Origin of the sequence: Candidatus Njordibacter sp. Uisw_056 (assembly GCF_047730085.1) — a bacterium.
Lineage (GTDB): Bacteria > Pseudomonadota > Gammaproteobacteria > Pseudomonadales > Balneatricaceae > Njordibacter.
In genome coordinates this window covers 2,509,766-2,530,093 of sequence record NZ_CP159830.1, presented here as the reverse complement: position 1 = coordinate 2,530,093, position 20,328 = coordinate 2,509,766, and the positions used below count along the sequence as shown (strand labels likewise).

The 20,328-nt window shown below is 46.5% G+C and carries 22 protein-coding genes; 21 read left to right on the top strand and 1 reads right to left on the bottom strand.

Annotation, left to right across the window (positions count from 1 at the left end; all coding sequences use genetic code 11):
- Positions 1 to 3 precede the first annotated feature (3 nt).
- The 4 genes from tgt to secF all read left to right on the top strand — a co-directional run bounded on the left by tgt (position 4) and on the right by secF (position 4,401).
- Positions 4 to 1,116: a tRNA guanosine(34) transglycosylase Tgt gene (gene tgt, locus ABXT60_RS12120; protein ID WP_443632106.1), complete on the top strand. Its 1,113-nt coding sequence runs from the start codon at positions 4 to 6 to the stop codon at positions 1,114 to 1,116.
- A gap of 32 nt (positions 1,117 to 1,148) precedes the next feature.
- Positions 1,149 to 1,478, top strand: a complete 330-nt coding sequence (gene yajC, locus ABXT60_RS12115) for a preprotein translocase subunit YajC (protein WP_046485974.1) — start codon at positions 1,149 to 1,151, stop codon at positions 1,476 to 1,478.
- Positions 1,479 to 1,564: 86 nt separating this feature from the next.
- Positions 1,565 to 3,445 carry a protein translocase subunit SecD gene (gene secD / locus ABXT60_RS12110; RefSeq protein WP_443630364.1) on the top strand — a complete coding sequence of 627 codons (1,881 nt, stop codon included), beginning with the start codon at positions 1,565 to 1,567 and terminating at the stop codon, positions 3,443 to 3,445.
- The gene (gene secF, locus ABXT60_RS12105) at positions 3,442 to 4,401 is read left to right on the top strand and encodes a protein translocase subunit SecF (protein WP_443630363.1); all 960 of its coding nucleotides are present in this window, start codon (positions 3,442 to 3,444) and stop codon (positions 4,399 to 4,401) included. The genes secD and secF overlap by 4 nt, the downstream gene beginning before the upstream one ends.
- A 70-nt stretch (positions 4,402 to 4,471) precedes the next feature.
- On the opposite strand, the gene ABXT60_RS12100 is transcribed toward secF, so the two are convergent.
- Positions 4,472 to 5,260 carry an inositol monophosphatase family protein gene (locus tag ABXT60_RS12100; protein ID WP_443630362.1) on the bottom strand — a complete coding sequence of 263 codons (789 nt, stop codon included), beginning with the start codon at positions 5,258 to 5,260 and terminating at the stop codon, positions 4,472 to 4,474.
- Positions 5,261 to 5,444: 184 nt separating this feature from the next.
- Between ABXT60_RS12100 and ABXT60_RS12095 the strand changes: the two genes are divergently transcribed.
- The 17 genes from ABXT60_RS12095 (at position 5,445) to der (ending at position 20,309) form a co-directional block, all read left to right on the top strand.
- Positions 5,445 to 6,200 carry an RNA methyltransferase gene (locus ABXT60_RS12095; RefSeq protein ID WP_443630361.1) on the top strand — a complete coding sequence of 252 codons (756 nt, stop codon included), beginning with the start codon at positions 5,445 to 5,447 and terminating at the stop codon, positions 6,198 to 6,200.
- Positions 6,201 to 6,291: 91 nt separating this feature from the next.
- Positions 6,292 to 7,062: a serine O-acetyltransferase gene (gene cysE, locus ABXT60_RS12090; protein WP_443630360.1), complete on the top strand. Its 771-nt coding sequence runs from the start codon at positions 6,292 to 6,294 to the stop codon at positions 7,060 to 7,062.
- Positions 7,063 to 7,150: 88 nt separating this feature from the next.
- The gene (gene iscR / locus ABXT60_RS12085) at positions 7,151 to 7,624 is read left to right on the top strand and encodes a Fe-S cluster assembly transcriptional regulator IscR (protein ID WP_443630359.1); all 474 of its coding nucleotides are present in this window, start codon (positions 7,151 to 7,153) and stop codon (positions 7,622 to 7,624) included.
- A 60-nt stretch (positions 7,625 to 7,684) separates the two neighbouring features.
- Positions 7,685 to 8,899 (top strand): IscS subfamily cysteine desulfurase, encoded by a 1,215-nt coding sequence (locus tag ABXT60_RS12080; RefSeq protein WP_443630358.1) that lies wholly within the window; start codon positions 7,685 to 7,687, stop codon positions 8,897 to 8,899.
- Between the two features lie 90 nt (positions 8,900 to 8,989).
- The gene (gene iscU / locus ABXT60_RS12075) at positions 8,990 to 9,367 is read left to right on the top strand and encodes a Fe-S cluster assembly scaffold IscU (protein ID WP_046485203.1); all 378 of its coding nucleotides are present in this window, start codon (positions 8,990 to 8,992) and stop codon (positions 9,365 to 9,367) included.
- Positions 9,368 to 9,412: 45 nt separating this feature from the next.
- Positions 9,413 to 9,736 carry an iron-sulfur cluster assembly protein IscA gene (gene iscA / locus ABXT60_RS12070; RefSeq protein WP_046485204.1) on the top strand — a complete coding sequence of 108 codons (324 nt, stop codon included), beginning with the start codon at positions 9,413 to 9,415 and terminating at the stop codon, positions 9,734 to 9,736.
- A gap of 23 nt (positions 9,737 to 9,759) precedes the next feature.
- A complete protein-coding gene (hscB, locus tag ABXT60_RS12065) occupies positions 9,760 to 10,287 on the top strand; it encodes a Fe-S protein assembly co-chaperone HscB (protein WP_443630357.1) in 528 nt (175 codons plus the stop codon).
- A gap of 11 nt (positions 10,288 to 10,298) precedes the next feature.
- Complete coding sequence (hscA, locus tag ABXT60_RS12060; protein ID WP_443630356.1) at positions 10,299 to 12,182, top strand: Fe-S protein assembly chaperone HscA; 1,884 nt, start codon at positions 10,299 to 10,301, stop codon at positions 12,180 to 12,182.
- 41 nt (positions 12,183 to 12,223) lie between these two features.
- The gene (gene fdx, locus ABXT60_RS12055; protein ID WP_443630355.1) at positions 12,224 to 12,562 is read left to right on the top strand and encodes an ISC system 2Fe-2S type ferredoxin; all 339 of its coding nucleotides are present in this window, start codon (positions 12,224 to 12,226) and stop codon (positions 12,560 to 12,562) included.
- Between the two features lie 27 nt (positions 12,563 to 12,589).
- Positions 12,590 to 12,790, top strand: a complete 201-nt coding sequence (iscX, locus tag ABXT60_RS12050) for a Fe-S cluster assembly protein IscX (protein ID WP_443630354.1) — start codon at positions 12,590 to 12,592, stop codon at positions 12,788 to 12,790.
- 129 nt (positions 12,791 to 12,919) lie between these two features.
- Entirely contained in the window at positions 12,920 to 13,327 is a 408-nt protein-coding gene (ndk, locus tag ABXT60_RS12045) for a nucleoside-diphosphate kinase (protein ID WP_046485207.1), read from the top strand.
- 151 nt (positions 13,328 to 13,478) lie between these two features.
- Entirely contained in the window at positions 13,479 to 14,594 is a 1,116-nt protein-coding gene (gene rlmN, locus ABXT60_RS12040) for a 23S rRNA (adenine(2503)-C(2))-methyltransferase RlmN (protein ID WP_443630353.1), read from the top strand.
- A 125-nt stretch (positions 14,595 to 14,719) separates the two neighbouring features.
- Positions 14,720 to 15,676, top strand: coding sequence for a RodZ domain-containing protein (locus ABXT60_RS12035; RefSeq protein WP_443630352.1), 957 nt, complete (start codon positions 14,720 to 14,722; stop codon positions 15,674 to 15,676).
- A gap of 41 nt (positions 15,677 to 15,717) precedes the next feature.
- Positions 15,718 to 16,998, top strand: coding sequence for a histidine--tRNA ligase (hisS, locus tag ABXT60_RS12030; protein ID WP_443632105.1), 1,281 nt, complete (start codon positions 15,718 to 15,720; stop codon positions 16,996 to 16,998).
- Positions 16,999 to 17,040: 42 nt separating this feature from the next.
- Positions 17,041 to 17,673, top strand: a complete 633-nt coding sequence (locus tag ABXT60_RS12025) for a YfgM family protein (protein ID WP_443632104.1) — start codon at positions 17,041 to 17,043, stop codon at positions 17,671 to 17,673.
- Between the two features lie 42 nt (positions 17,674 to 17,715).
- Positions 17,716 to 18,885, top strand: coding sequence for an outer membrane protein assembly factor BamB (gene bamB / locus ABXT60_RS12020; RefSeq protein ID WP_443630351.1), 1,170 nt, complete (start codon positions 17,716 to 17,718; stop codon positions 18,883 to 18,885).
- A gap of 11 nt (positions 18,886 to 18,896) precedes the next feature.
- Positions 18,897 to 20,309: a ribosome biogenesis GTPase Der gene (gene der / locus ABXT60_RS12015; RefSeq protein ID WP_443630350.1), complete on the top strand. Its 1,413-nt coding sequence runs from the start codon at positions 18,897 to 18,899 to the stop codon at positions 20,307 to 20,309.
- Positions 20,310 to 20,328 lie beyond the last annotated feature (19 nt).

The window sequence follows — 20,328 nt, the reverse complement described above, 5'->3', positions numbered from 1 at the left end:
TTTATGAAATTCGAGCGTCTGGCCCAAAGTGGTGAAGCGCGTCGAGGCCGGTTAACCTTCCCTCGTGGTTCGGTAGAAACTCCGTGCTTCATGCCAGTGGGTACTTACGGAACGGTAAAAGGCATGTTGCCCAGAGATATTGAGGCCACTGGCGCAGAAATTATCCTGGGTAACACCTTTCACTTAATGTTACGCCCTGGCACTGAAGTGATAAAACTGCATGGTGATTTGCATAATTTTGCCCAGTGGCAAAAACCAATTCTTACAGACTCTGGTGGGTTTCAAGTATTTAGCTTAGGCGCTAAAATCAATGAAGAAGGTGTTAAGTTTCAGTCGCCAGTTAATGGTGATACGGTATTTATGACGCCAGAATCGTCGATGCAAGTGCAGCAAGAATTAGGCTCAGACGTAGTGATGATTTTTGATGAATGTACGCCTTACCCAGCAACGGAGGAAGAAGCGGCTACTTCAATGCGTCGCTCCATGCGTTGGGCTAAACGCAGCAAGGATGCCCATGGTGACAGCCCTTCAGCCCTGTTTGGTATAGTGCAAGGCGGTATGTACGAGCAGCTGCGTGATGAATCCCTAGAGGGTTTGGCAGAGTTAGATTTTGATGGCTTTGCCATTGGCGGTTTGTCTGTCGGTGAGCCTAAAGATGACATGTTAAGGGTGCTCGCTCATACAGCCCCTAAATTGCCCGCTGATAAACCACGTTATCTGATGGGTGTGGGTAAGCCAGAGGATTTAGTTGAGGGCGTTCGACGTGGAGTTGATATGTTCGACTGCGTTATGCCTACTCGTAATGCCCGTAATGGACACTTGTTCATTACTGACGGGGTAGTTAAAATCCGTAATGCCGTACATAAAACAGACCCTGGGCCACTTGATAAAGAGTGTGACTGCTATACCTGCAGCAATTTTTCTCGGGCTTACTTGTATCATTTAGATAAGTGTCGTGAAATGTTGGGTGCGCAGCTTAATACCATTCATAACCTGCATTACTATCAGCGGCTCATGGCAGGATTGCGTAAGGCACTGGAAGCAGGTACATTGGACAGTTTTGTCGATGATTTTTACAGCAGGCGTGGTTTAGCCACACCTGCTTTGAATAAATAATTTATTTTTTAGTTAATAATGTTGGAGATAATATGAGTTTCTTTATTGAGTCAGCCATAGCCGAAGGCGGAGCAGCACCTGGTGGTGATACAAGTTCTCTTGTGATCATGATGGTGATATTTGCTGCAGTTTTTTACTTTATGATTTGGCGTCCACAATCAAAACGCACTAAGGATCATAAGAACCTGATGGGTGGTTTGGCCAAAGGTGACGAGGTGGTAACTAACGGCGGCATGATTGGTAGAGTGGCTAAAGTGAGTGACGACTTCGTTACTATTACCTTAGCTGATGGTGTGGATTCTCACTTCCAAAAAGCAGCTGTGGCTTCTGTTTTGCCAAAAGGCACTATTAAGTCTATTTAATTTTGTAGTGTCAAAGCCTTGGTTGTCTTCGCCGTCTGTGGCTGGCAATGAGGCTTTTTTTATGACTTGTTCTTCAAGGAAAGCCTGTGTTAAATCGTTATCCCTTATGGAAAAGCTTACTCATTATTGTGAGTTTGGCCCTTGGTGGGCTATATGCTCTGCCAAACTTATACCCAGATGATCTGGCTATACAAATTTCTGGCGCAAGAAGTGCTACCGTAATTGATGAGCAGGTGCTTGATGAAGCAGTTTATGCCCTAGATCAAGCTGGTTTAAGTGCTAAAGACGTTGAGTTAACTACTAAAAACGTACTGGTACGTGTGACCAATTCCGAGTCTCAGTTGCAGGCTAAAGCGGTATTAAGTGATGCGTTAGGGGATAAGTACGTCACAGCACTTAACCTTGCCCCCACTACCCCTGATTGGTTAACCAACTTAGGTGCTGGACCTATGAAGCTGGGTTTGGACCTAAGGGGTGGAGTGCACTTTTTACTTGAGGTAGACATGGTGCAGGCGGTAGCGCAGCGCTTAGACGTATACGTGAGTGAAATTAAGACCTCCTTGCGTGCTGAAAAGCTACGTTACCGCGCAGTTTCCCGTGAAGCTGACGGCAGTTTGCGCATTAAATTTATGGACGCAGAAGTTCGAGACCAAGCGCGATCTCAGCTTAAATCCAGTTATAGTGAGTTTTTGATGAGTGCTGAAGATGAAGGCAGTGCTTACTACCTTCTTGTTAGCCTGAATGAATCGACAGTGCGAGAAATTGAGGACTATGCGGTTAACCAAAACTTAACTACCTTGCGTAATCGTGTTAACGAATTGGGTGTTGCAGAGCCATTAGTTCAGCGCCAAGGGCGTAACCGAATTGTGGTTCAACTGCCTGGTGTGCAAGATACTGCCGCCGCCAAGCGTGTGCTAGGTGCTACGGCAAACCTAGAGTTTCGCTTAGAAGCTAAGCCGGGTGCTGCAAGAGTTGCCACTGAGGAATTCACTTTTAGGTCCAACCCTAACCGTAAAGCAACCTTAGAAAAAGGCCTCATTATCAGTGGTACTAGCGTGTCTAATGCGCAGTCCAATTTTGATGAAACTGGTTCATCTCAGGTGAATATAGACCTTGATAGCCAAGGGGGTAAGCTGATGAACCGGATTACCAGAAATGCAGTTAAGCGGCGGATGGCTGTGGTGTTTGTCGAGCATAAGTCTCGTATAAAAGTGGTCGAGGTTGATGGCCAGTTGGTTGATCAGCGCCAGTCCTATGTGGAAAAAAGCATTATTTCTTTGGCCACTATTCAAACAGCCTTAGGCAACAGTTTTCGTATTACGGGGCTTGATGGGGCGGGTGAAGCCTCTGAATTGGCTTTACTATTGCGGGCTGGTTCTTTAGCAGCACCAATGTATTTTGTTGAAGAGCGCACCGTGGGGCCAAGCCTAGGTCAGGAAAATATAGACCTTGGTTTAACCTCTGTGCAAATTGGTTTGGCTCTTGTTGTGGTATTCATGTTGGCATTTTATGGCGTGTTTGGTGTTATTGCTAACGTAGCCCTAGCCTTTAACTTACTTTTAGTGGCTGCAGTAATGTCTTTACTGGGCTTCACGTTGTCATTGCCAGGCATTGCCGGTGTGGTGCTAACAGTGGGCATGGCAGTAGACGCTAACGTGCTTATCTTCTCGCGCATTAAAGAAGAGTTGAGAGCAGGCATGGCACCACAATCGGCTATCCACGCAGGTTACGAAAGAGCGTTCAGCACTATTTTTGATGCCAACATCACCACTTTATTGGTGGCGATTATCTTGTACGCTGTGGGCACAGGCCCTGTGAAAGGCTTCGCAGTAACATTGTCTATTGGTATTGTCACCTCTATGTTTACAGCCGTCATGGTGAGCCGTGCCATGGTAAATGGTATATATGGTGGTAGAAAGATTACAGATATTAAAATATGGCCTTTGTTTAGGGGAGCAGGTAAATGAGCGACATGAAGATTGTTAACTTTATGGCCCTGCGTAAAATAGCAGGAGCTATGTCTATTGCTCTGGTTTTAGGTGCGCTGATCTCCTTGGCAGTAAATCAACTGCAGTTTGGTTTAGACTTTACTGGTGGCACGTTAATTGAAGTGGGCTATGAGCAGGCCCCAAGTTTAGTTGATGTGAGAAGCCAATTACAGGGTGCTGGCTTTGACGACGCCGTAGTGCAGAACTTTGGGTCTGAAAAAGATGTGTTGGTTCGTCTTGGTCAAACCTTTAACGACAAGGTAGGTGAGCAAGTACTCACTGCTTTACAATCAGCATCAACCTCCAGTGTTGAGCTTCGTCGTTCTGAGTACGTTGGTGCTCAAGTAGGCGAAGAGCTTACCGAGCAGGGTGGCTTAGGGATGCTGCTGGCGCTGGCTATTGTAATGATCTACGTAGCTCTGCGCTTTCAAATTAAATTTTCGGTGGGTGCGGTGGTGGCTTTAGTTCACGACGTAATCATTGTATTGGGAATCTTCTCAATATTTAAACTGGACTTTGACCTCACGGTATTGGCTGCAATTTTGGCAGTGATTGGTTACTCGTTGAACGACACTATTGTGGTGTCTGATCGAATTAGAGAGAACTTCCGTAAAATGCGTAAGGGCACTACCATTGAAATTATCAATGAGTCTTTGACACAAACGTTAGGGCGCACTTTAGTGACATCCATTACAACGCTTTTGGTGTTAATGGCGCTTTTAGTGTTTGGTGGTGAGTTGATTCACGGCTTTGCGTTAGCGTTGACGATTGGCGTTTTCGTGGGTACCTACTCCTCTATTTATGTAGCGGCCAATGTGTTGATACTGCTAGGGATTACCCAAGAAGACCTTATTGTTCCACCAAAAGAAGAGGTAATTGAAGGTGAAGGCTTTGAAGAAGGCGAAGGCTTTGAGCAGGATTTAGAAGAGCAGTAGTAACAATGGCGTTGCTGCGTTCATAAAGCGTTATGAGCGCAGCAACGCGAAGTAACCTATAGGTCTAAGACTAAGCGCTATGGACAGCTTTAAGCATAAGCTTGAGAAGCTTAGAGTTAGCACAGACTAGCTCGCCGTTATTCAAAGGTGAGCCGCCGGTAAAGTTGGCTGCCAAAGCGCCTGCTTCCAATATTAGCAATAAACCAGCGTCTGCTGTATGGTCTAAACTGCTGTGCCATAGGGCATCTATGCGCCCAGCCGCAGTGTAAGCCAATGCCATATTATTGCTTAGTTGGGCATAGTTAGTGGCGCCTTGGCTAAATAGATTGCGGGAAATAGCTTGGCCGCGATCGAAGTCTGACAGGTCTTCACGGTTTTGGTTACCACCACCAAATATCTGAGACCCAACCAACGTAGCGCGTTTACTAACACGAATCCGGCGGCCGTTAAGTTGAGCGCCACGGCCTTTACTGGCGCAAAATTCTTCACCACTGCAAGGGCAAATGATAATAGAGTGGGCTAACTTACCGTCTTCGTAGCAGGCCATAGTTAAGGTAAACATGGGTAAGCTGTGGGCATACTGGTCCAGGCCGTCAATAGCGCTGATGCGCCACACTTTACTTGGTGCCTCTGCCGGAGGATTCATTTCACCAGCAACTGCGCCAATCACACCCTGCTCTGGGTGGGCTTTATGGATTTCATAGGCGATAGTGCGTTCGGCGCCTTCACACTGCTTGCGTATATGGGCATCGAGTTCCTGGCCTTCTTCGTGTATCAGATCCAGTCGTTCCATTGATCTGACGAGTTGTTCGCTAGCGATACGCGCGGCACGCAGGCCAATGTTAATTAGCGGAAGCATGGGTGAATTACCTTAAAGTTTATAAAGAACGGGACGCAAATGCGTCGAAGGCGAGCAGTATAGCAAAAAAGTGGTAAAAAAACCCAGTTACGCTTACAGATTCGCGTTCTAACCACGACAAAATTATGGAATATCGCTATTATTGCCACTTCGAAATTTATTCATTCTTAGGTTAGCAGCTTTCATGCAAAATTTAATGGCCAACGCGCGCATTGTCTTGGTAAATACTTCGCACCCCGGCAACATTGGTGGCGCGGCCCGAGCCATGAAGAACATGGGTATGCACAATTTAGTGTTGGTAGAGCCGCGGGAATTTCCCAGTGGTAAGGCGGATGCTCGCTCTGCGGGTGCACAAGACGTTTTGGCTGATGCCAAAGTAGTGGGTAGCTTAGCAGAGGCGATAGAGGGTTGTGGTTTAGTGGTAGGGACTAGTGCCCGCAGTCGCAATATTCCGTGGCCTTTACTAGACCCCAGACAAACCGCTGCGCAGGCCTTAGCGGAGCTGCCAAAGCATGACGTTGCGTTTGTGTTTGGCCGCGAAGACCGTGGCCTTACAAACGAAGAGTTGCACCTGTGTAATTTTCACGTACATATACCCTCTCACGAAGACTTTAGTTCGCTCAACCTAGCTGCAGCAGTGCAGGTGGTTACTTATGAATTACGTATGGCCGTATTGGCTGGAGAAAAAGGTGATGCGCCTGCGCCTATTTGGGGAACCGAATGGGACGAAGAGTTGGCGACTAATGACCAAATGGAAAAGTTGTTTGATCACATGCAGGAAACCTTAGTAGACGTTGAGTTTTTAGACCCAGAAAGCCCGCGTCAGCTAATGGCTCGTTTAAGGCGCTTGTATGTTCGTGCCCGAATGGATCGAATTGAGCATAACATTATGCGTGGTATCTTAACGGCCACGCAGCGCACGTTGAAAAAGCTGCGTTAGACACCATATAATCCACATCTGCCTAGTAATTGACTAATGCTGTCGTTTAGGCAAGCGTTGAGCTGCGCTCCACTAATTTAGGATTAAGGTCATGTTTAGACATCTGAAAGAAGATATCGCCTCCGTTTTTCACCGCGATCCAGCGGCAAGAAATTTTGTTGAGGTGCTTACCTGCTATCCCGGCTTACACGCTTTGCTGTTGCATCGTATAGCCCACACTTTTTGGAATATTGGGCTTAAGTGGTTAGGGCGTTACCTGTCTACCGTAACTCGCTGGCTTACAGGAATAGAGATTCATCCTGGGGCACAAATTGGTCATCGGTTTTTTATTGATCACGGCATGGGTGTAGTGATTGGTGAAACAGCCATTATTGGGGACGACGTAACCTTATACCACGGCGTGACCTTAGGTGGCACAACATGGGACAAAGGTAAGCGCCACCCCACGCTGAACGACGGTGTGGTAGTGGGTGCTGGGGCAAAAATATTGGGCCCTTTTGAAGTGGGTAAAAATGCTCGCGTGGGCTCCAATGCTGTGGTGACTAAAGCTGTTCCCGCAAATGCAACCGTGGTTGGCATTCCTGGGCGTATTATTGAAAGGCCCAGCGAGGCTGAACAAAAGTTACGCCAAGACCTGGCTGACAAGTTTGACGCCTATGGCATGAGCTCAGACCTGCCAGATCCGGTGGCTAAATCTTTATCTGCCATTCTGGATCATATGCATGCAGTGGACAGGAAATTGCATTGCATGGCGGCTAAAATGAAAGAGTTAGATGCAAGTTATGTAGATGAAAACCTGCCGGCCTTAAATGTTGCAGACTTTGAGGCAGCCATTGATCCTGCAACTGATAAACCAGTATAAAATGGGCCTTTAATAGAAGCGCTTTAATACTTGACTAATTTAGTCAGGTTTTAGTAAAATAGAGTATAATTAAAACTGAGGCGGTCTAATGAAGCTCACTACCAAAGGCCGTTACGCGGTGACTGCAATGTTAGACCTTGCTATCCATGCGTCTGATAAGCCAATAAGTTTGGCTGATATTTCAGAACGCCAAGTGATCTCATTGTCTTACCTAGAGCAGCTTTTTTCTAAGTTACGTCGCCAAGGTTTAGTGCAAAGTGTTCGGGGCCCAGGCGGTGGTTATTGTCTGAGCCGAGAAGCAGAAAATATTTTTGTGGCGCAGGTGATTGACGCAGTCAATGAAGCTGTTGATGCCACTGGCTGCAGAGGTACAGAAAACTGCCAAGCAGGAAAAATGTGCTTGACGCATCACCTATGGACTGACCTGAGTAATCAAATTCATTCCTTTTTGAGTGATATTAGTTTAGCTGACTTGGTTAGCCAAGGTGAAATACAAGCCCATGCGCAGCGTCAAATAGAACAAGCTAATACCGCTGAGTTCCTAAATTTTGTAAGTGAGTAATTATCTGCTCATCTGTTTTGAAGATTGACTAATAGCTGTATGTGACAGTGGAGAATATACATGAAATTGCCTATTTTTTTGGACTACTCAGCAACTACACCTGTAGATCCAAGGGTTGCGAAATTGATGTGTGATTGTTTGACGCAGGAGGGTAACTTTGGTAACCCAGCGTCACGGTCTCACGTGTATGGTTGGCAGGCAGAGGAAGCGGTAGAGAATGCTCGTCGCCAGGTTGCTGATCTAATTAATGCTGATCCAAGGGAGATTGTTTGGACATCGGGTGCGACCGAGTCAGATAACCTCGCTATTAAGGGTGTGGCGCATTTTTATCACAAAAAAGGTAAGCACATTATCACCTCGAAAATTGAGCACAAGGCAGTGTTGGATAGCTGTCGCCAGCTTGAGCGTGAAGGCTTCGAAGTGACTTATTTAGAGCCTACATCAGACGGTATTATTAGTGCTGAACAAGTTGCTGAAGCCCTGCGTGAAGACACTATTTTAGTGTCCTTGATGCATGTGAATAATGAGATTGGAGTAGTGACAGACATTACGGCCATTGGTGAAGTAACCCGCGCCAATAAGGTGATATTTCATGTTGATGCTGCTCAAAGTACTGGTAAAATAGCCATTGATTTAGCGGTATCTAAAGTTGATTTGATGTCTTTCTGTGCCCATAAAACCTATGGGCCTAAGGGTGTGGGTGCTTTGTACGTAAGCCGTAAGCCACGTGTTCGTTTGGAAGCCCAAATTCATGGTGGTGGCCATGAGCGCGGCATGCGCTCTGGTACCTTAGCCACTCATCAAATTGTCGGCATGGGTGCTGCGTTTGCGATTGCACAAGAAGAAATGGCCTCTGACAACACCCGTATCGCCCGCTTAGGTAAGCGTTTGTGGGATGGCGTTAAGGACATGGAAGAAGTGTATATGAACGGCCATCCAACACAGCGAGTAGCAGGTAACGCCAACATAAGCTTTAATTTTGTAGAAGGTGAGTCTTTGCTCATGTCTTTACGTGAGTTAGCTGTTTCTTCTGGCTCGGCGTGTACGTCGGCTAGCTTAGAGCCGTCTTACGTACTGCGTGCCTTGGGTATGAATGACGAGCTGGCGCATAGTTCAATTCGTTTTAGCATCGGACGCTTTACTACGGAAGAAGACATTGATCAGGCGATTGAGTTATCACTTAACGCTGTGACCAAATTACGAGCGTTATCGCCCTTGTGGGACATGTACAAAGATGGTGTCGATTTGGACACTGTACAGTGGGCGGCGCACTAAGAAAGCGGGCTGAAGGCCCAGTGGTCTTCGCATAATAAGGTTGTGTGATTTACACAGCCTGCACATACAATAGATTGAGAGGATAAGCACATGGCATATAGCGAACAGGTTCTTGACCATTACGAAAACCCACGTAACGTGGGAAAAATGGACGAAGCAGACGCGCATGTAGGCACAGGCATGGTTGGAGCACCAGCGTGTGGCGACGTAATGCGTCTGCAGATTAAAGTAAATGATGATGGTGTCATTGAAGATGCCAAGTTTAAAACCTATGGCTGTGGCTCTGCCATAGCGTCAAGTTCATTAGTTACGGAATGGATGAAGGGCATGACTTTGGATCAAGCTGGGGAAATTCGTAATTCCAATATTTCTGAAGAGTTGGCATTACCACCGGTAAAAATTCACTGTTCTGTGCTTGCTGAAGATGCGATTAAAGCCGCAATTCACAATTACAAAAGTAAGCAATAACGCCTAGGCGTTATTAAGTAAGAATAAGAGGAAGAGGAAGTCATCATGGCCATTACCATTACACAGGCAGCCGCCGACCATGTCACTAACTACTTAGCTAATCGCGGTGAAGGTGAGGGTGTGCGACTGGGTGTCCGTACCACGGGTTGCTCAGGTATGGCTTACATTTTAGAGTTTGTCGATAAGATATCTGCAGATGATGCAATCTTTGACAGCAAGGGTGTGAAAGTGGTGATTGATCCGAAAAGCTTGTTGTATTTAGATGGTACAGAGCTAGATTATGCCAAAGAAGGTCTTAATGAAGGTTTTCAATTTAATAACCCCAACGCCAAAAGTGAGTGTGGGTGTGGTGAAAGCTTTAACGTTTAGGCAGTTTTCGGTATTTTAGAACTATGGATATTAGTCAAGATTATTTCTCTTGTTATGGCTTGTCTTGTGATTTTGCAGTGGACTCCGTGGCACTGCGCCAATCTCATCGACAGCTACAGCAGCAGCACCACCCCGACCGCTTTGTATCAAAGTCTGATAGTGATCAAAGACGGGCGGTACAAATAACGGCGTATTTGAACCAAGCCTACGCAACCTTGAGCGAGCCGTTAAAGCGTGGCATTTATTTGCTTCAGCTTCAAGGTATGGATCCATTAGCGCCGACCAACACACAAATGCCGATGGATTTTTTGTTGCAGCAAATAGAGCTGCGAGAATCCCTAGAAGAGATGTCTCAGGCCCAAGACCCAGAAACACAAATGGATTCTATGTCGTCTCGACTTCAGCACCAGGCTAGCCAGCTAGAAAGTGAGTTCGCTCAGGCTTATGGTTCGTCAAACTTTGAAATTGCAGAAACAAGCGTGCGTAAGCTTCAGTTTATTGTTAAGTTACAGCAGCAATTAGACGCCCTTGAGGGCGCGTTGCTCGATTAAGGAATACACACATGGCCTTGTTGCAAATTGCAGAGCCCGGTCAAAGCGCCAAACCTCACCAACGTAAACTCGCTGTCGGCATAGACCTTGGCACCACTCACTCGTTAGTGGCCAGTGTTCGTAGTGGGCAAGCAGAAACCTTAGCTAATAGCCGCGGTGAACATTTGTTACCCTCTGTGGTGCGCTATTTGGCCGACGAGCTGCCTCAGGTAGGCATTAAGGCTCAGGCTCATTTAGTAGATGATGCGGCTAACACAGTAATGTCTGTTAAGCGTTTAATGGGTCGTGGCATTGATGATGTAAAGCGCCTTGGCGAAAGCATGCCTTACCTATTTGAAGCCTGTGATCAGGGCATGCCCCTGATCAACACTGTGTCAGGTTTGAAAAGCCCTGTGCAAGTTTCTGCAGACATTCTCCGTGCTTTGGTGCAGCGTGGAGAGAGTAGCCTAGGTGGTGAATTGGTTGGTGCAGTGATTACGGTGCCTGCTTACTTTGATGACGCTCAGCGTCAAGCTACTAAAGATGCTGCTCAATTAGCGGGTATTCAAGTATTGCGCCTACTCAATGAGCCAACGGCTGCGGCAGTGGCGTATGGTTTAGAGCAGGATCAGCAAGAGCAAGGCACTATTGCTGTATTTGACCTAGGTGGTGGCACATTCGATATTTCTATATTACGTATGGAGCAGGGTGTTTTTGAGGTGCTTGCAACTGGAGGTGATTCAGCCTTAGGGGGAGATGACTTTGACCATGCGCTTGCTGAGTGGATGCGTCAAGAGCGCCAAATACCAGCAGAGTTGGGCTTAGCTGAGCAGCGTTTTTTGCTGCGCTTGGCCCGAGCAGGGAAGGAGCTATTAAGTGATGTCTGCAGCACCGAGTTATCATTTGACGGTTGGCCAGGTGATGCGACCTATGCAGACTTAGAGCTCACTCGTGAGCGAATGAACCTATTATTAGACCCTATTATAGATAAAGCTGTCAGAGCGACTAAGCGTACCTTACGTGACGCCAAAGTAGCGCTAGGTGATATTGCTCGAATCGTGATGGTGGGGGGCTCAACTCGCAGCCTCCGAGTGCAGGAAAGAGTAGCAGACTTATTTCAGCAGCCACTACTAACCGATATTGACCCAGATAGAGTAGTCGCTTTGGGTGCAGCGCGTCAGGCCGACGTATTGGCAGGCAATCAAAGTGGCGAAGAGTTATTGTTGCTTGATGTGTTGCCATTATCCTTGGGTTTGGAAACCATGGGGGGTTTAGTGGAACGAGTTATCGACCGTAACACGCCTATTCCAGTGGCTCGTGCCCAAGAATTTACCACCTATCAAGATGGCCAAACAGCGATGGCTATCCACGTTTTGCAAGGCGAGCGAGAATTGGTGCAGGACTGCCGATCTCTATCTCGTTTTGATTTGCGTGGTATTCCGGCAATGGCAGCGGGTGCTGCTAAAATCCGAGTGACCTTTCAGGTCGATGCGGATGGCTTGTTAGAGGTGAGTGCTCGTGAATTAACCTCGGGAGTGGCTGCGTCAGTGCAAGTGAAGCCGTCTTATGGACTGTCTGATGTGCAGATTGCAGATATGATCAAAGCCAGCTGGACTAATGTAGAGGACGATCGCAGCGCCCGTAGTCTGCGAGAACAGCAGGTTGAGGCGGATCGTCTTGGAGAAGCTATAACGATGGCGCTAGCGGAGGATGGAGCGCGTCTCCTTACCTCGCAGCAGCAACAGGTTATTGAGAACCAGATGCAGCGATTAGTTGCGGCTCGAAATGGCCATGATCATCATGCGATTGCGAAACAAATTGAAGAAATGGCTAAGGCCAGTGATGCCTTCGCAGCGATGCGTATGGATGACAGTATTAAGCTTGCCCTGGCGGGCAAGTCTATAGATCAGCTGTAAAAAAACTGCAATAACAGTGACAAGCCTAGGAGTTAACTCAAATGCCACAAATTATTATTCTGCCACATGCCGAACTCTGCCCACAGGGGCAAGTATTTGAGGCGCCTGCAGGGCAGACTATTTTAGATGCCGCTAAAGAGAACGGAATTGATATAGAGCATGCATGTGAAAAATCGTGTGCTTGCACAACATGCCACGTTATCGTGCGCGAAGGGTTCGATTCAATGATTGAGTCGGACGAGCTAGAAGATGATATGTTAGATAAGGCGTGGGGTTTGGAGCCAGATTCCAGGCTCAGTTGTCAGGCTGTTATCGCTGAGGATAATTTAGTAGTGGAAATTCCAAAGTACACTATTAATATTGTATCTGAAGCGCATTAGAGCTAATTAAAACCTCGGGAGGTGCCTATGAGCATGGTTTGGACAGATACGTTAGATATTGCCATTGAGTTGTATGAAGTTCATCCAGATGTAGACCCGCGAATGGTGAGGTTCACAGATTTAATGGAGTGGGTTATGGCTTTGCCAGACTTTAATGATGACCCCAAGCGTTGTGGAGAAAAGGTCTTGGAAGCTATTCAGACAGCATGGATAGATGAGTTAGATTAACGTCCCGCAGTCTATTAAAAGCGTATAAAACAGCGTATCATTACGCGGTCAAAATTCTCGTACATGTTAGTACGTCTTTGCTTTTTTAATATTAACCCATTTAATGGGTCCCACTGTTTGGAGAATACCATGGCGGTAGAACGCACTCTGTCCATCATCAAGCCTGATGCTGTAGCAAAAAATGTAATCGGCAAAATTGTTTCTCGGTTTGAAACTAATGGCCTTAAAGTTGTTAGTATGGAAATGAAGCAGTTATCAGAAGCTGAAGCTCAAGGCTTTTACGCTGAGCACAGCGAACGTCCTTTCTTTGGGCACTTGGTTTCTTTTATGACTTCTGGTCCTGTTGTTGTTCAGGTGCTTGAAGGCGAAGGGGCTGTCAATAAGAACCGTGATCTAATGGGCGCTACTAACCCACAAGAAGCTGCTGAAGGAACAATTCGTGGCGACTTTGCAGAATCGATTGATGCAAACGCGGTACACGGATCTGACTCTACCACGTCAGCCGCTCGTGAAATTGCCTACTTCTTCGGTGGCTAATAGCCGTCGGTTAAAGTAGGCTGTTATGGCTTTGGCTAATTTTTTAGCAGCAATAGCAGCATGCAACGTGCGGCGTTCCTAGTGAACGCCGCATTGCGTTTAGACCAAATAAATGGCTGCGCAAAACTATGGATTAATTACAGGTCTTAAAATGTCCGAAGTCAGCACAAAAATAAATATTCTGGGGTTTTCACAGGCGCAAATGGAAGCCTTTTTCAAGACCATGGACGAGCCGAAGTTTCGAGCAGTTCAGGTGATGAAATGGATTCATCAGTTTGGTGCAGATGACTTTGAGAGCATGACTAACGTAAGTAAAAAATTGCGTGAAAAGCTAACTATAAGCGCTGAAATTGTAGAGCCTGAAGTCATTTACCGTGGGGACTCTAAAGACGGTACCCGTAAATGGGTAATTGCCGTGTCTGGTGGCAATAAAGTTGAGATGGTACTTATACCTGAGGGTGATCGCGCCACCTTGTGCGTTTCATCTCAAGTGGGCTGTGCCTTGGATTGTAGTTTTTGTTCTACGGGCAAGCAGGGGTTTAACCGTAACTTAACCTCAGCTGAAATAATTGGCCAACTGCGTATTGCTATTAAGTCATTTGGCCCTGTCGACCCCAATGGACCACGGCGGGTGACTAATGTTGTTTTTATGGGCATGGGTGAGCCTTTACTTAATTTTGACAGTGTCACGCCAGCCATTGCGCTGATGATGGACGATAATGCATATAACTTGTCCAAGCGCCGTGTCACCTTAAGCACGGCGGGTGTGGTTCCAGCAATCGATCGCTTGAGCCAGATCACTGATGTATCCCTAGCTATTTCTTTACATGCACCCAATGACTTGCTGCGCAACGAGCTGGTGCCAGTGAATAAAAAGTACAATATTGATGCATTGTTGGATGCCTGTAATCGTTATTTAGAAAATTTGAGCGATAAGCGGGTAATTACCATGGAGTACACCATGATTGATGGTATCAACGACCAGCCTAAGCATGCCCGCGAATTGGCTCAAGTGCTAAAGCGTGTACCCTGTAAACTTAATTTGATTCCTTTTAATCCATTTCCAGGCTCAGATTACCGCAGAAGTCCAAGACCACAAATCGAAGCGTTTCAGCGTATTATGGCTAAATCAGGCATTATTACGACGATTAGGTCTACTCGTGGGGATGATATTGACGCTGCCTGTGGCCAGTTAGTAGGGCAAGTTAAAGACCGTACGCGTCGCAGTGCAGAGCATGCTGCACGTATTCAAGCTAAGCAAATATAGTTAAGGAACTTCCCTATACTGGCAGTGTCCAAAAATGGGCGTTATGATGGGTCTATAAAGCACCATAGATAAGTCTGACTAATATTAATTAACTCAGCGTCGAATAACATTAAAAGGTACTGATAGTGAGTGATTTGGAACCATTAGATATGCAGGATCAACCAGAATTAGACGGACAGTTGCCAGGCTTTCCTGGTCACTTATTGCGCCAAGCTCGCGAGGAACAGGGTCTGTCTCAAAAAGAAACAGCCCGTGATTTACATTTAACCTCAAAAGTCATTAATGCTATTGAAGAAGATGACTTTGAGTTGATTCCAAGCTTTGTATTTGCTCGAGGGTATATTCGCTCATATGCGCGTCATCTGGGTTTAGATGGCCAAGCCCTAGTGGCCGAGTTTGATTTAGCCTATGGTGTGCCTAATAACAGTGCCAAGCCCATGTCAGCTATCCGCAAGGGTGTCCAGCAAAGTAAGCCCGGTGATACTTGGGTTAAGTTAATCTCAATTGTCTTTGTTGTGGGTTTGGTGGCGGCGTCAATCGTTTGGTGGCAAAGCCAAAATGGTAGCCAAATGTTGCCACAACTATCCAGTGGTGCAGAGCAAGAGCTCCCCAGTGGCACCTTAGTTGAAGGCTTAGATACTGATGATGCCAACCTTGACTTACTTCTACTTTTAACAAATGAGAGTGAAGTAGATGCGATTGTGCCAGAAGCTGAGTCAATTATAGAGAGTGAACAGGCGCAAGTTGTTGTGGTTGAGCCGGTGGTCGATCCAGTTGCAGAAGCGGCAACAGAGCAAGCGCCCAAAGAAGTTACTGATGCCGTTGTGCTGCTGCCAAACCAAGCACAGTTAGTCATGGTGTTTGATAAAGACTGCTGGGTAGAGATTAAAGATGCGAATGGTAAAATGGTACTGTCAGACTTGTACTCTGCAGGAGATACCATAGAACAAGTGATCACTGCGCCTATAGAAGTGTTGTTGGGACGCTCTTCTGGCGTTGCTACCATGACATTTGATGGCCGAACAATTGATCTAAAACCACATACACGTAAAGATATTGCGCGCCTTACGTTAAGCAAATAGACCTGCATTAGTTAGCGACACCTCCATTAAATAAGGAACACATTTTGGCGTCTATAAAAGCCATTCGCGGCATGAACGATATATTGCCGGCTCAAACGCCGTTGTGGCAGTTTTTTGAAGCACAGGTAAAGTTAGTGTTTGACCAGTACGGTTATCAAGAAATCCGTATGCCCATCGCGGAAAAAACAGATTTATTTTGTCGCTCAATCGGCGAAGCCACTGATGTGGTTGAAAAAGAAATGTATACCTTCGCAGATCGCAATGGCGACAACATGACCTTGCGGCCAGAGGGCACAGCGTCCTGTGTGCGTGCTGCTCAAGAGCATGGGTTGACCTATAATCAAGTGCAACGTTTGTGGTATCACGGACCTATGTTCCGCTATGAGCGCCCACAAAAAGGTCGCCAAAGACAGTTTCACCAGTTTGGTGCAGAGGTCTATGGTTTAGACGGTCCAGATGTAGATGCTGAGCTAATTATAATGACAGCGCGTCTGTGGCGGCAATTAGGTTTGCAAGGTGCTGTAAAATTGCAGTTGAACACGTTAGGTAGTGCCGCAGCTCGGGCTGCCTATCGAACTGATTTAGTGGCATTTTTGCAAGCTAATATGGCTTTGTTAGATGCAGACAGTCAGCGTCGTGTCACGACTAATCCATTGCGTGTGCTAGACAGTAAGGATGAAAGCACTCAGGCATTGTTAGACGGTGCACCTGATTTTTATGGTTACTTAGATGATGGATCTCGTGTGCACTTTGAGCGTTTGCGTGAACTTTTAGACGCCGCAGGCATTAGTTATGAGGTTAACCCTCGTTTAGTGAGGGGGTTAGACTATTATTGCAAAACTGTTTTTGAATGGGTCACTGATAAATTAGGTGCACAGGGTACCGTATGTGGTGGTGGCCGTTATGACGGTATGATTGAGCAGCTAGGGGGTAAGCCTACGCCTGCTGTAGGTTGGGCTATGGGGGTAGAGCGGATGATTTTGTTGCTACAAGAAATGCAGCAAGAGCCGGCTGGTCTTGGGCAGCAAGCTGATGTGTATCTAGCCCATATGGGTGATGCAGCAACCGTTCGCACCATGCAATTAGCAGAACAATTGCGCACTGACATCTCGGGCTTACGTTTATTGTGGCACTGCGGTGGTGGTAGTCTCAAAAATCAAATGAAAAAGGCTGACCGTTGTGGTGCTAAACTGGTGCTTATTATGGGCGAAGATGAGTTAGCACAGGGTCAAATCCAGATTAAGCCACTGCATGGGCAGGGCGAGCAGCAAAGCATATCTCTAGATCAAGTATCAGCGCACGTTGCTGAGCTTATTCAATAATTACTACAAGCAGCATTAAGGGAGTTTTTGGTCGTGGCCGAAATGAAAACAGAAGAAGAGCAGGTAGAAGCACTTAAACGTTGGTGGCAGGAAAATGGTAAGTCATTAATACTCACCATTGCAGTTTCCGTGGGCGGGGTATTAAGCTGGAATGCCTATCAGGACCATCAGGTTAACCAGGCAGAAACAGCTAGTGCATACTTTCAGCAGCTAATGAATAGTTCACCAGCCGGGCAGTTAAGTGATACTGAAATTGCTGAAATACGCTATAACAGCAAATTACTTAAAGCTGAGTTTGGTTCTAGCTCCTATGCTCAGTTTGCTGCCCTTATGTTAGCCAGAGTTGAAGTTCAAGACGGTAATTTGCCTGCAGCAGCAGTCGAATTACAGTGGGTGTTAACGCAACAGGGTGATGCTGAAGTTAATGCGTTGGCCACTATTCGTTTGGCTAAGGTGCTAAGTGCGCAAGATCAACATAGCCAAGCATTGGCTTTGTTGGTAGATGGTGATGATGCGTGGCAGCTAGGTCGGTTAGAAACTCGTGGCGATGTATTGGTTGCTCAAGGCGATTTAGATGCGGCTAGAGAAGCGTACTCTGCAGCCTCGCTGCTTGCTATTGCTGGTGGTGTAAATAGTCCGCTGTTAGGTTTGAAGCTAGATAATCTTGCGCAATAGTGTATTGAGTGCCTAATGCAATGGTAAAGAGATCCCCAAATAATGACTAGGATAGAAATTGTTAACATGAGTGCTAGGCCGTTAAAGCTGGTTATTGGTTGTCTAGCGTTAATCACTGTTAGTGCGTGTTCATCAACTGGTGGGGATCTACCAGATCCTACCCCACTGGAGGGGTTTGAGCCGCAAGTTGAACTCGTTGAACATTGGTCTGTGTCTGTGGGCAAAGGCGATGTTGAAGGTAGTTCAGTAATGCAGCCTGTGTTATCGGCTAATGCTATATTTGCAGCTTCTGGTCAGCAGTTGGGGTCCTTTAATATAGACACAGGAGCGGTTAACTGGCAGACCGATCTTGCTCAGCCAGTGACTGCAGGCGTAGGCCAAATAAACGAACAATTATTTGTGGTGACCCGCAGTGGTAAGTTAGTTTCTGTAAGTAGTGTTGATGGGTCTGTGTTGTGGCAGGTGAATGCGTCTAGTGAGGCTTTAGCAGCGCCGCAAGCTAATAGTGAAATTGTTGTCGTGCAAACAGTGGATGGGAAGGTAAGCGCCTATTCAATAACTGATGGCAATTTCCAATGGTCTTATTCAGCAAATCTTCCTAGCTTAACCCTGAGAGGCACTAGTACGCCACTTGTTACCAAAAGCTACACCTACGCAGGCTTCGCCAGCGGTAAGTTAGTGGCTTTGGATAATCAAGTGGGTAACGAGGTGTGGCAGAAGAGTATTAGTTCTGCGCAAGGTCGTTCAGAAATTGAGCGTTTATCCGATGTAGATGGCACATTAACGCTGATAGACGATTTGCTATATGTGACTAGTTATCAGGGCAACATTGCAGCAATCGACGCCTTAACTGGCACCGTTAAGTGGCAACAGCCAGTGTCTAGTATTAGTGGTACAGCCATAGTCGGTGATGCGGTTTTGGTTGTGGATGCTCAGGATGGTGTGCTTGCTTATGACCAAGAGCTAGGCCATGTGTTGTGGCAGAGTGACGCCCTTAAACATCGTATATTAGCGGCTCCTATGGGGTTGGCAGGTAATGCATTAGTTATTGATACACAAGGCTATGCGCACGTACTTAAGCTTAGTAATGGTGAGATTGTAGGTCGTCAAAAAATGGCCCTAAAAGGTGCTCGTATTGGTAGCAAGAGCTACCAAGATAATATTTTCTTACTCAGTCTAGATGGCCGTCTTACGCGTCTTGGCTTGAAATAATTGGTTTATTTATGAATCCCGTAATTGCCCTTGTTGGGCGCCCTAACGTGGGTAAATCCACACTTTTTAATCGCTTAACGCGCTCTCGTGATGCTTTAGTGGCAGATTTTCCAGGCCTTACTCGTGACCGAAAATATGGTGAAGGTAAGACCGAAGAGCGAGACTATATCGTTATTGATACTGGCGGTATTAGTGGTGATGAAGCCGGTATTGATCAAGTGATGGCAGAGCAGTCGTTGCTGGCGATCGACGAAGCTGACGCAGTATTATTTTTAGTTGATGGCAAGGCGGGTCTGAACCCTTCTGATGAGTTGATTGCCGACCATCTTCGCCGCTGTGATAAACCTTGCTATTTGGTAGTAAATAAAACTGATGGTATTGATATTGACGTAGCCTTGGGTGATTTTTATGGCCTAGGTCTAGTCGGTTTGCCGCGCCCTATTGCAGCGTCTCATGGCCGTGGTGTAAGCCAGTTGATTGAAGATGTGTTGGCACCGTTTCCAGAAGACCAAGGGTTCCCGCCGGACTCAGAAGGAGGCATTCGCATTGGTGTCGTGGGTCGGCCAAATGTAGGCAAGTCTACTTTGGTCAACCGTATGTTGGGTGAAGACCGTGTTGTGGTCTATGATGAAGCGGGCACTACGCGTGACAGTATCTATATTCCCTATCGCCGTAACGACAAGCCATATACCTTAATCGATACCGCAGGTGTGCGTCGTCGTCGTAGCGTTACAGAAACGGTGGAGAAGTTTTCGATTGTTAAGACACTACAAGCCATTAAAGATGCCCATGTTGTTGTGTTAGTCGTTGACGCTCACGAAGGTCTAACAGAGCAAGACATGCACCTGTTAGGCTTTGTTATTGATGCGGGTCGGGCATTAGTGATCGCTGTCAATAAATGGGACGGCATGTCTGTTGACGATAAAGCTCATGTAAAACATGAGCTACAGGCCCGTTTGGAGTTTGCTAAATTTGCACGCATTCACTTTATCTCAGCATTACATGGTTCTGGTGTAGGTGATTTGTACAAATCAGTTGAAGAGGCGCATGGCTGTGCCTTCACCAAATGGAGCACCAACAAGTTAACCACATTACTAGAAGACGCAATACTAGACCACCAACCCCCCTTGGTGCACGGGCGTCGAATTAAGCTGCGTTATGCTCACCTAGGTGGCTCTAACCCGCCTTTGTTTATAGTGCATGGTAACCAAACAAACGCATTACCTACCACCTACAAGCGTTATTTGGAAAATAAGTTCATTAAAGTGCTGAAGATCCGTGGTACTCCTGTGAGGTTTGAATTCCGTACCAGTGATAATCCTTTTGATGGCAAAAAGAATGTTCTGTCCCAGCGCCAAATTACTAAAAAGCAGCGACTAGTGAAACATGTTAATAAGGCTAAGAAAAAGGCCAAACAGAAGTAATATGTGGCGCTATTGATAG

What these genes read in the sequence shown, in the direction of transcription:
- tgt (WP_443632106.1), top strand. Translation starts at nt 4, where the DNA reads ATGAAATTCGAGCGTCTGGCCCAAAGTGGTGAAGCGCGTCGAGGCCGG.
- yajC (WP_046485974.1), top strand. Translation starts at nt 1,149, where the DNA reads ATGAGTTTCTTTATTGAGTCAGCCATAGCCGAAGGCGGAGCAGCACCT.
- secF (WP_443630363.1), top strand. Translation starts at nt 3,442, where the DNA reads ATGAGCGACATGAAGATTGTTAACTTTATGGCCCTGCGTAAAATAGCA.
- ABXT60_RS12100 (WP_443630362.1), bottom strand. Translation starts at nt 5,260, where the DNA reads ATGCTTCCGCTAATTAACATTGGCCTGCGTGCCGCGCGTATCGCTAGC.
- ABXT60_RS12095 (WP_443630361.1), top strand. Translation starts at nt 5,445, where the DNA reads ATGCAAAATTTAATGGCCAACGCGCGCATTGTCTTGGTAAATACTTCG.
- cysE (WP_443630360.1), top strand. Translation starts at nt 6,292, where the DNA reads ATGTTTAGACATCTGAAAGAAGATATCGCCTCCGTTTTTCACCGCGAT.
- iscR (WP_443630359.1), top strand. Translation starts at nt 7,151, where the DNA reads ATGAAGCTCACTACCAAAGGCCGTTACGCGGTGACTGCAATGTTAGAC.
- ABXT60_RS12080 (WP_443630358.1), top strand. Translation starts at nt 7,685, where the DNA reads ATGAAATTGCCTATTTTTTTGGACTACTCAGCAACTACACCTGTAGAT.
- iscU (WP_046485203.1), top strand. Translation starts at nt 8,990, where the DNA reads ATGGCATATAGCGAACAGGTTCTTGACCATTACGAAAACCCACGTAAC.
- iscA (WP_046485204.1), top strand. Translation starts at nt 9,413, where the DNA reads ATGGCCATTACCATTACACAGGCAGCCGCCGACCATGTCACTAACTAC.
- hscB (WP_443630357.1), top strand. Translation starts at nt 9,760, where the DNA reads ATGGATATTAGTCAAGATTATTTCTCTTGTTATGGCTTGTCTTGTGAT.
- hscA (WP_443630356.1), top strand. Translation starts at nt 10,299, where the DNA reads ATGGCCTTGTTGCAAATTGCAGAGCCCGGTCAAAGCGCCAAACCTCAC.
- fdx (WP_443630355.1), top strand. Translation starts at nt 12,224, where the DNA reads ATGCCACAAATTATTATTCTGCCACATGCCGAACTCTGCCCACAGGGG.
- iscX (WP_443630354.1), top strand. Translation starts at nt 12,590, where the DNA reads ATGAGCATGGTTTGGACAGATACGTTAGATATTGCCATTGAGTTGTAT.
- ndk (WP_046485207.1), top strand. Translation starts at nt 12,920, where the DNA reads ATGGCGGTAGAACGCACTCTGTCCATCATCAAGCCTGATGCTGTAGCA.
- rlmN (WP_443630353.1), top strand. Translation starts at nt 13,479, where the DNA reads ATGTCCGAAGTCAGCACAAAAATAAATATTCTGGGGTTTTCACAGGCG.
- ABXT60_RS12025 (WP_443632104.1), top strand. Translation starts at nt 17,041, where the DNA reads ATGAAAACAGAAGAAGAGCAGGTAGAAGCACTTAAACGTTGGTGGCAG.
- bamB (WP_443630351.1), top strand. Translation starts at nt 17,716, where the DNA reads ATGACTAGGATAGAAATTGTTAACATGAGTGCTAGGCCGTTAAAGCTG.
- der (WP_443630350.1), top strand. Translation starts at nt 18,897, where the DNA reads ATGAATCCCGTAATTGCCCTTGTTGGGCGCCCTAACGTGGGTAAATCC.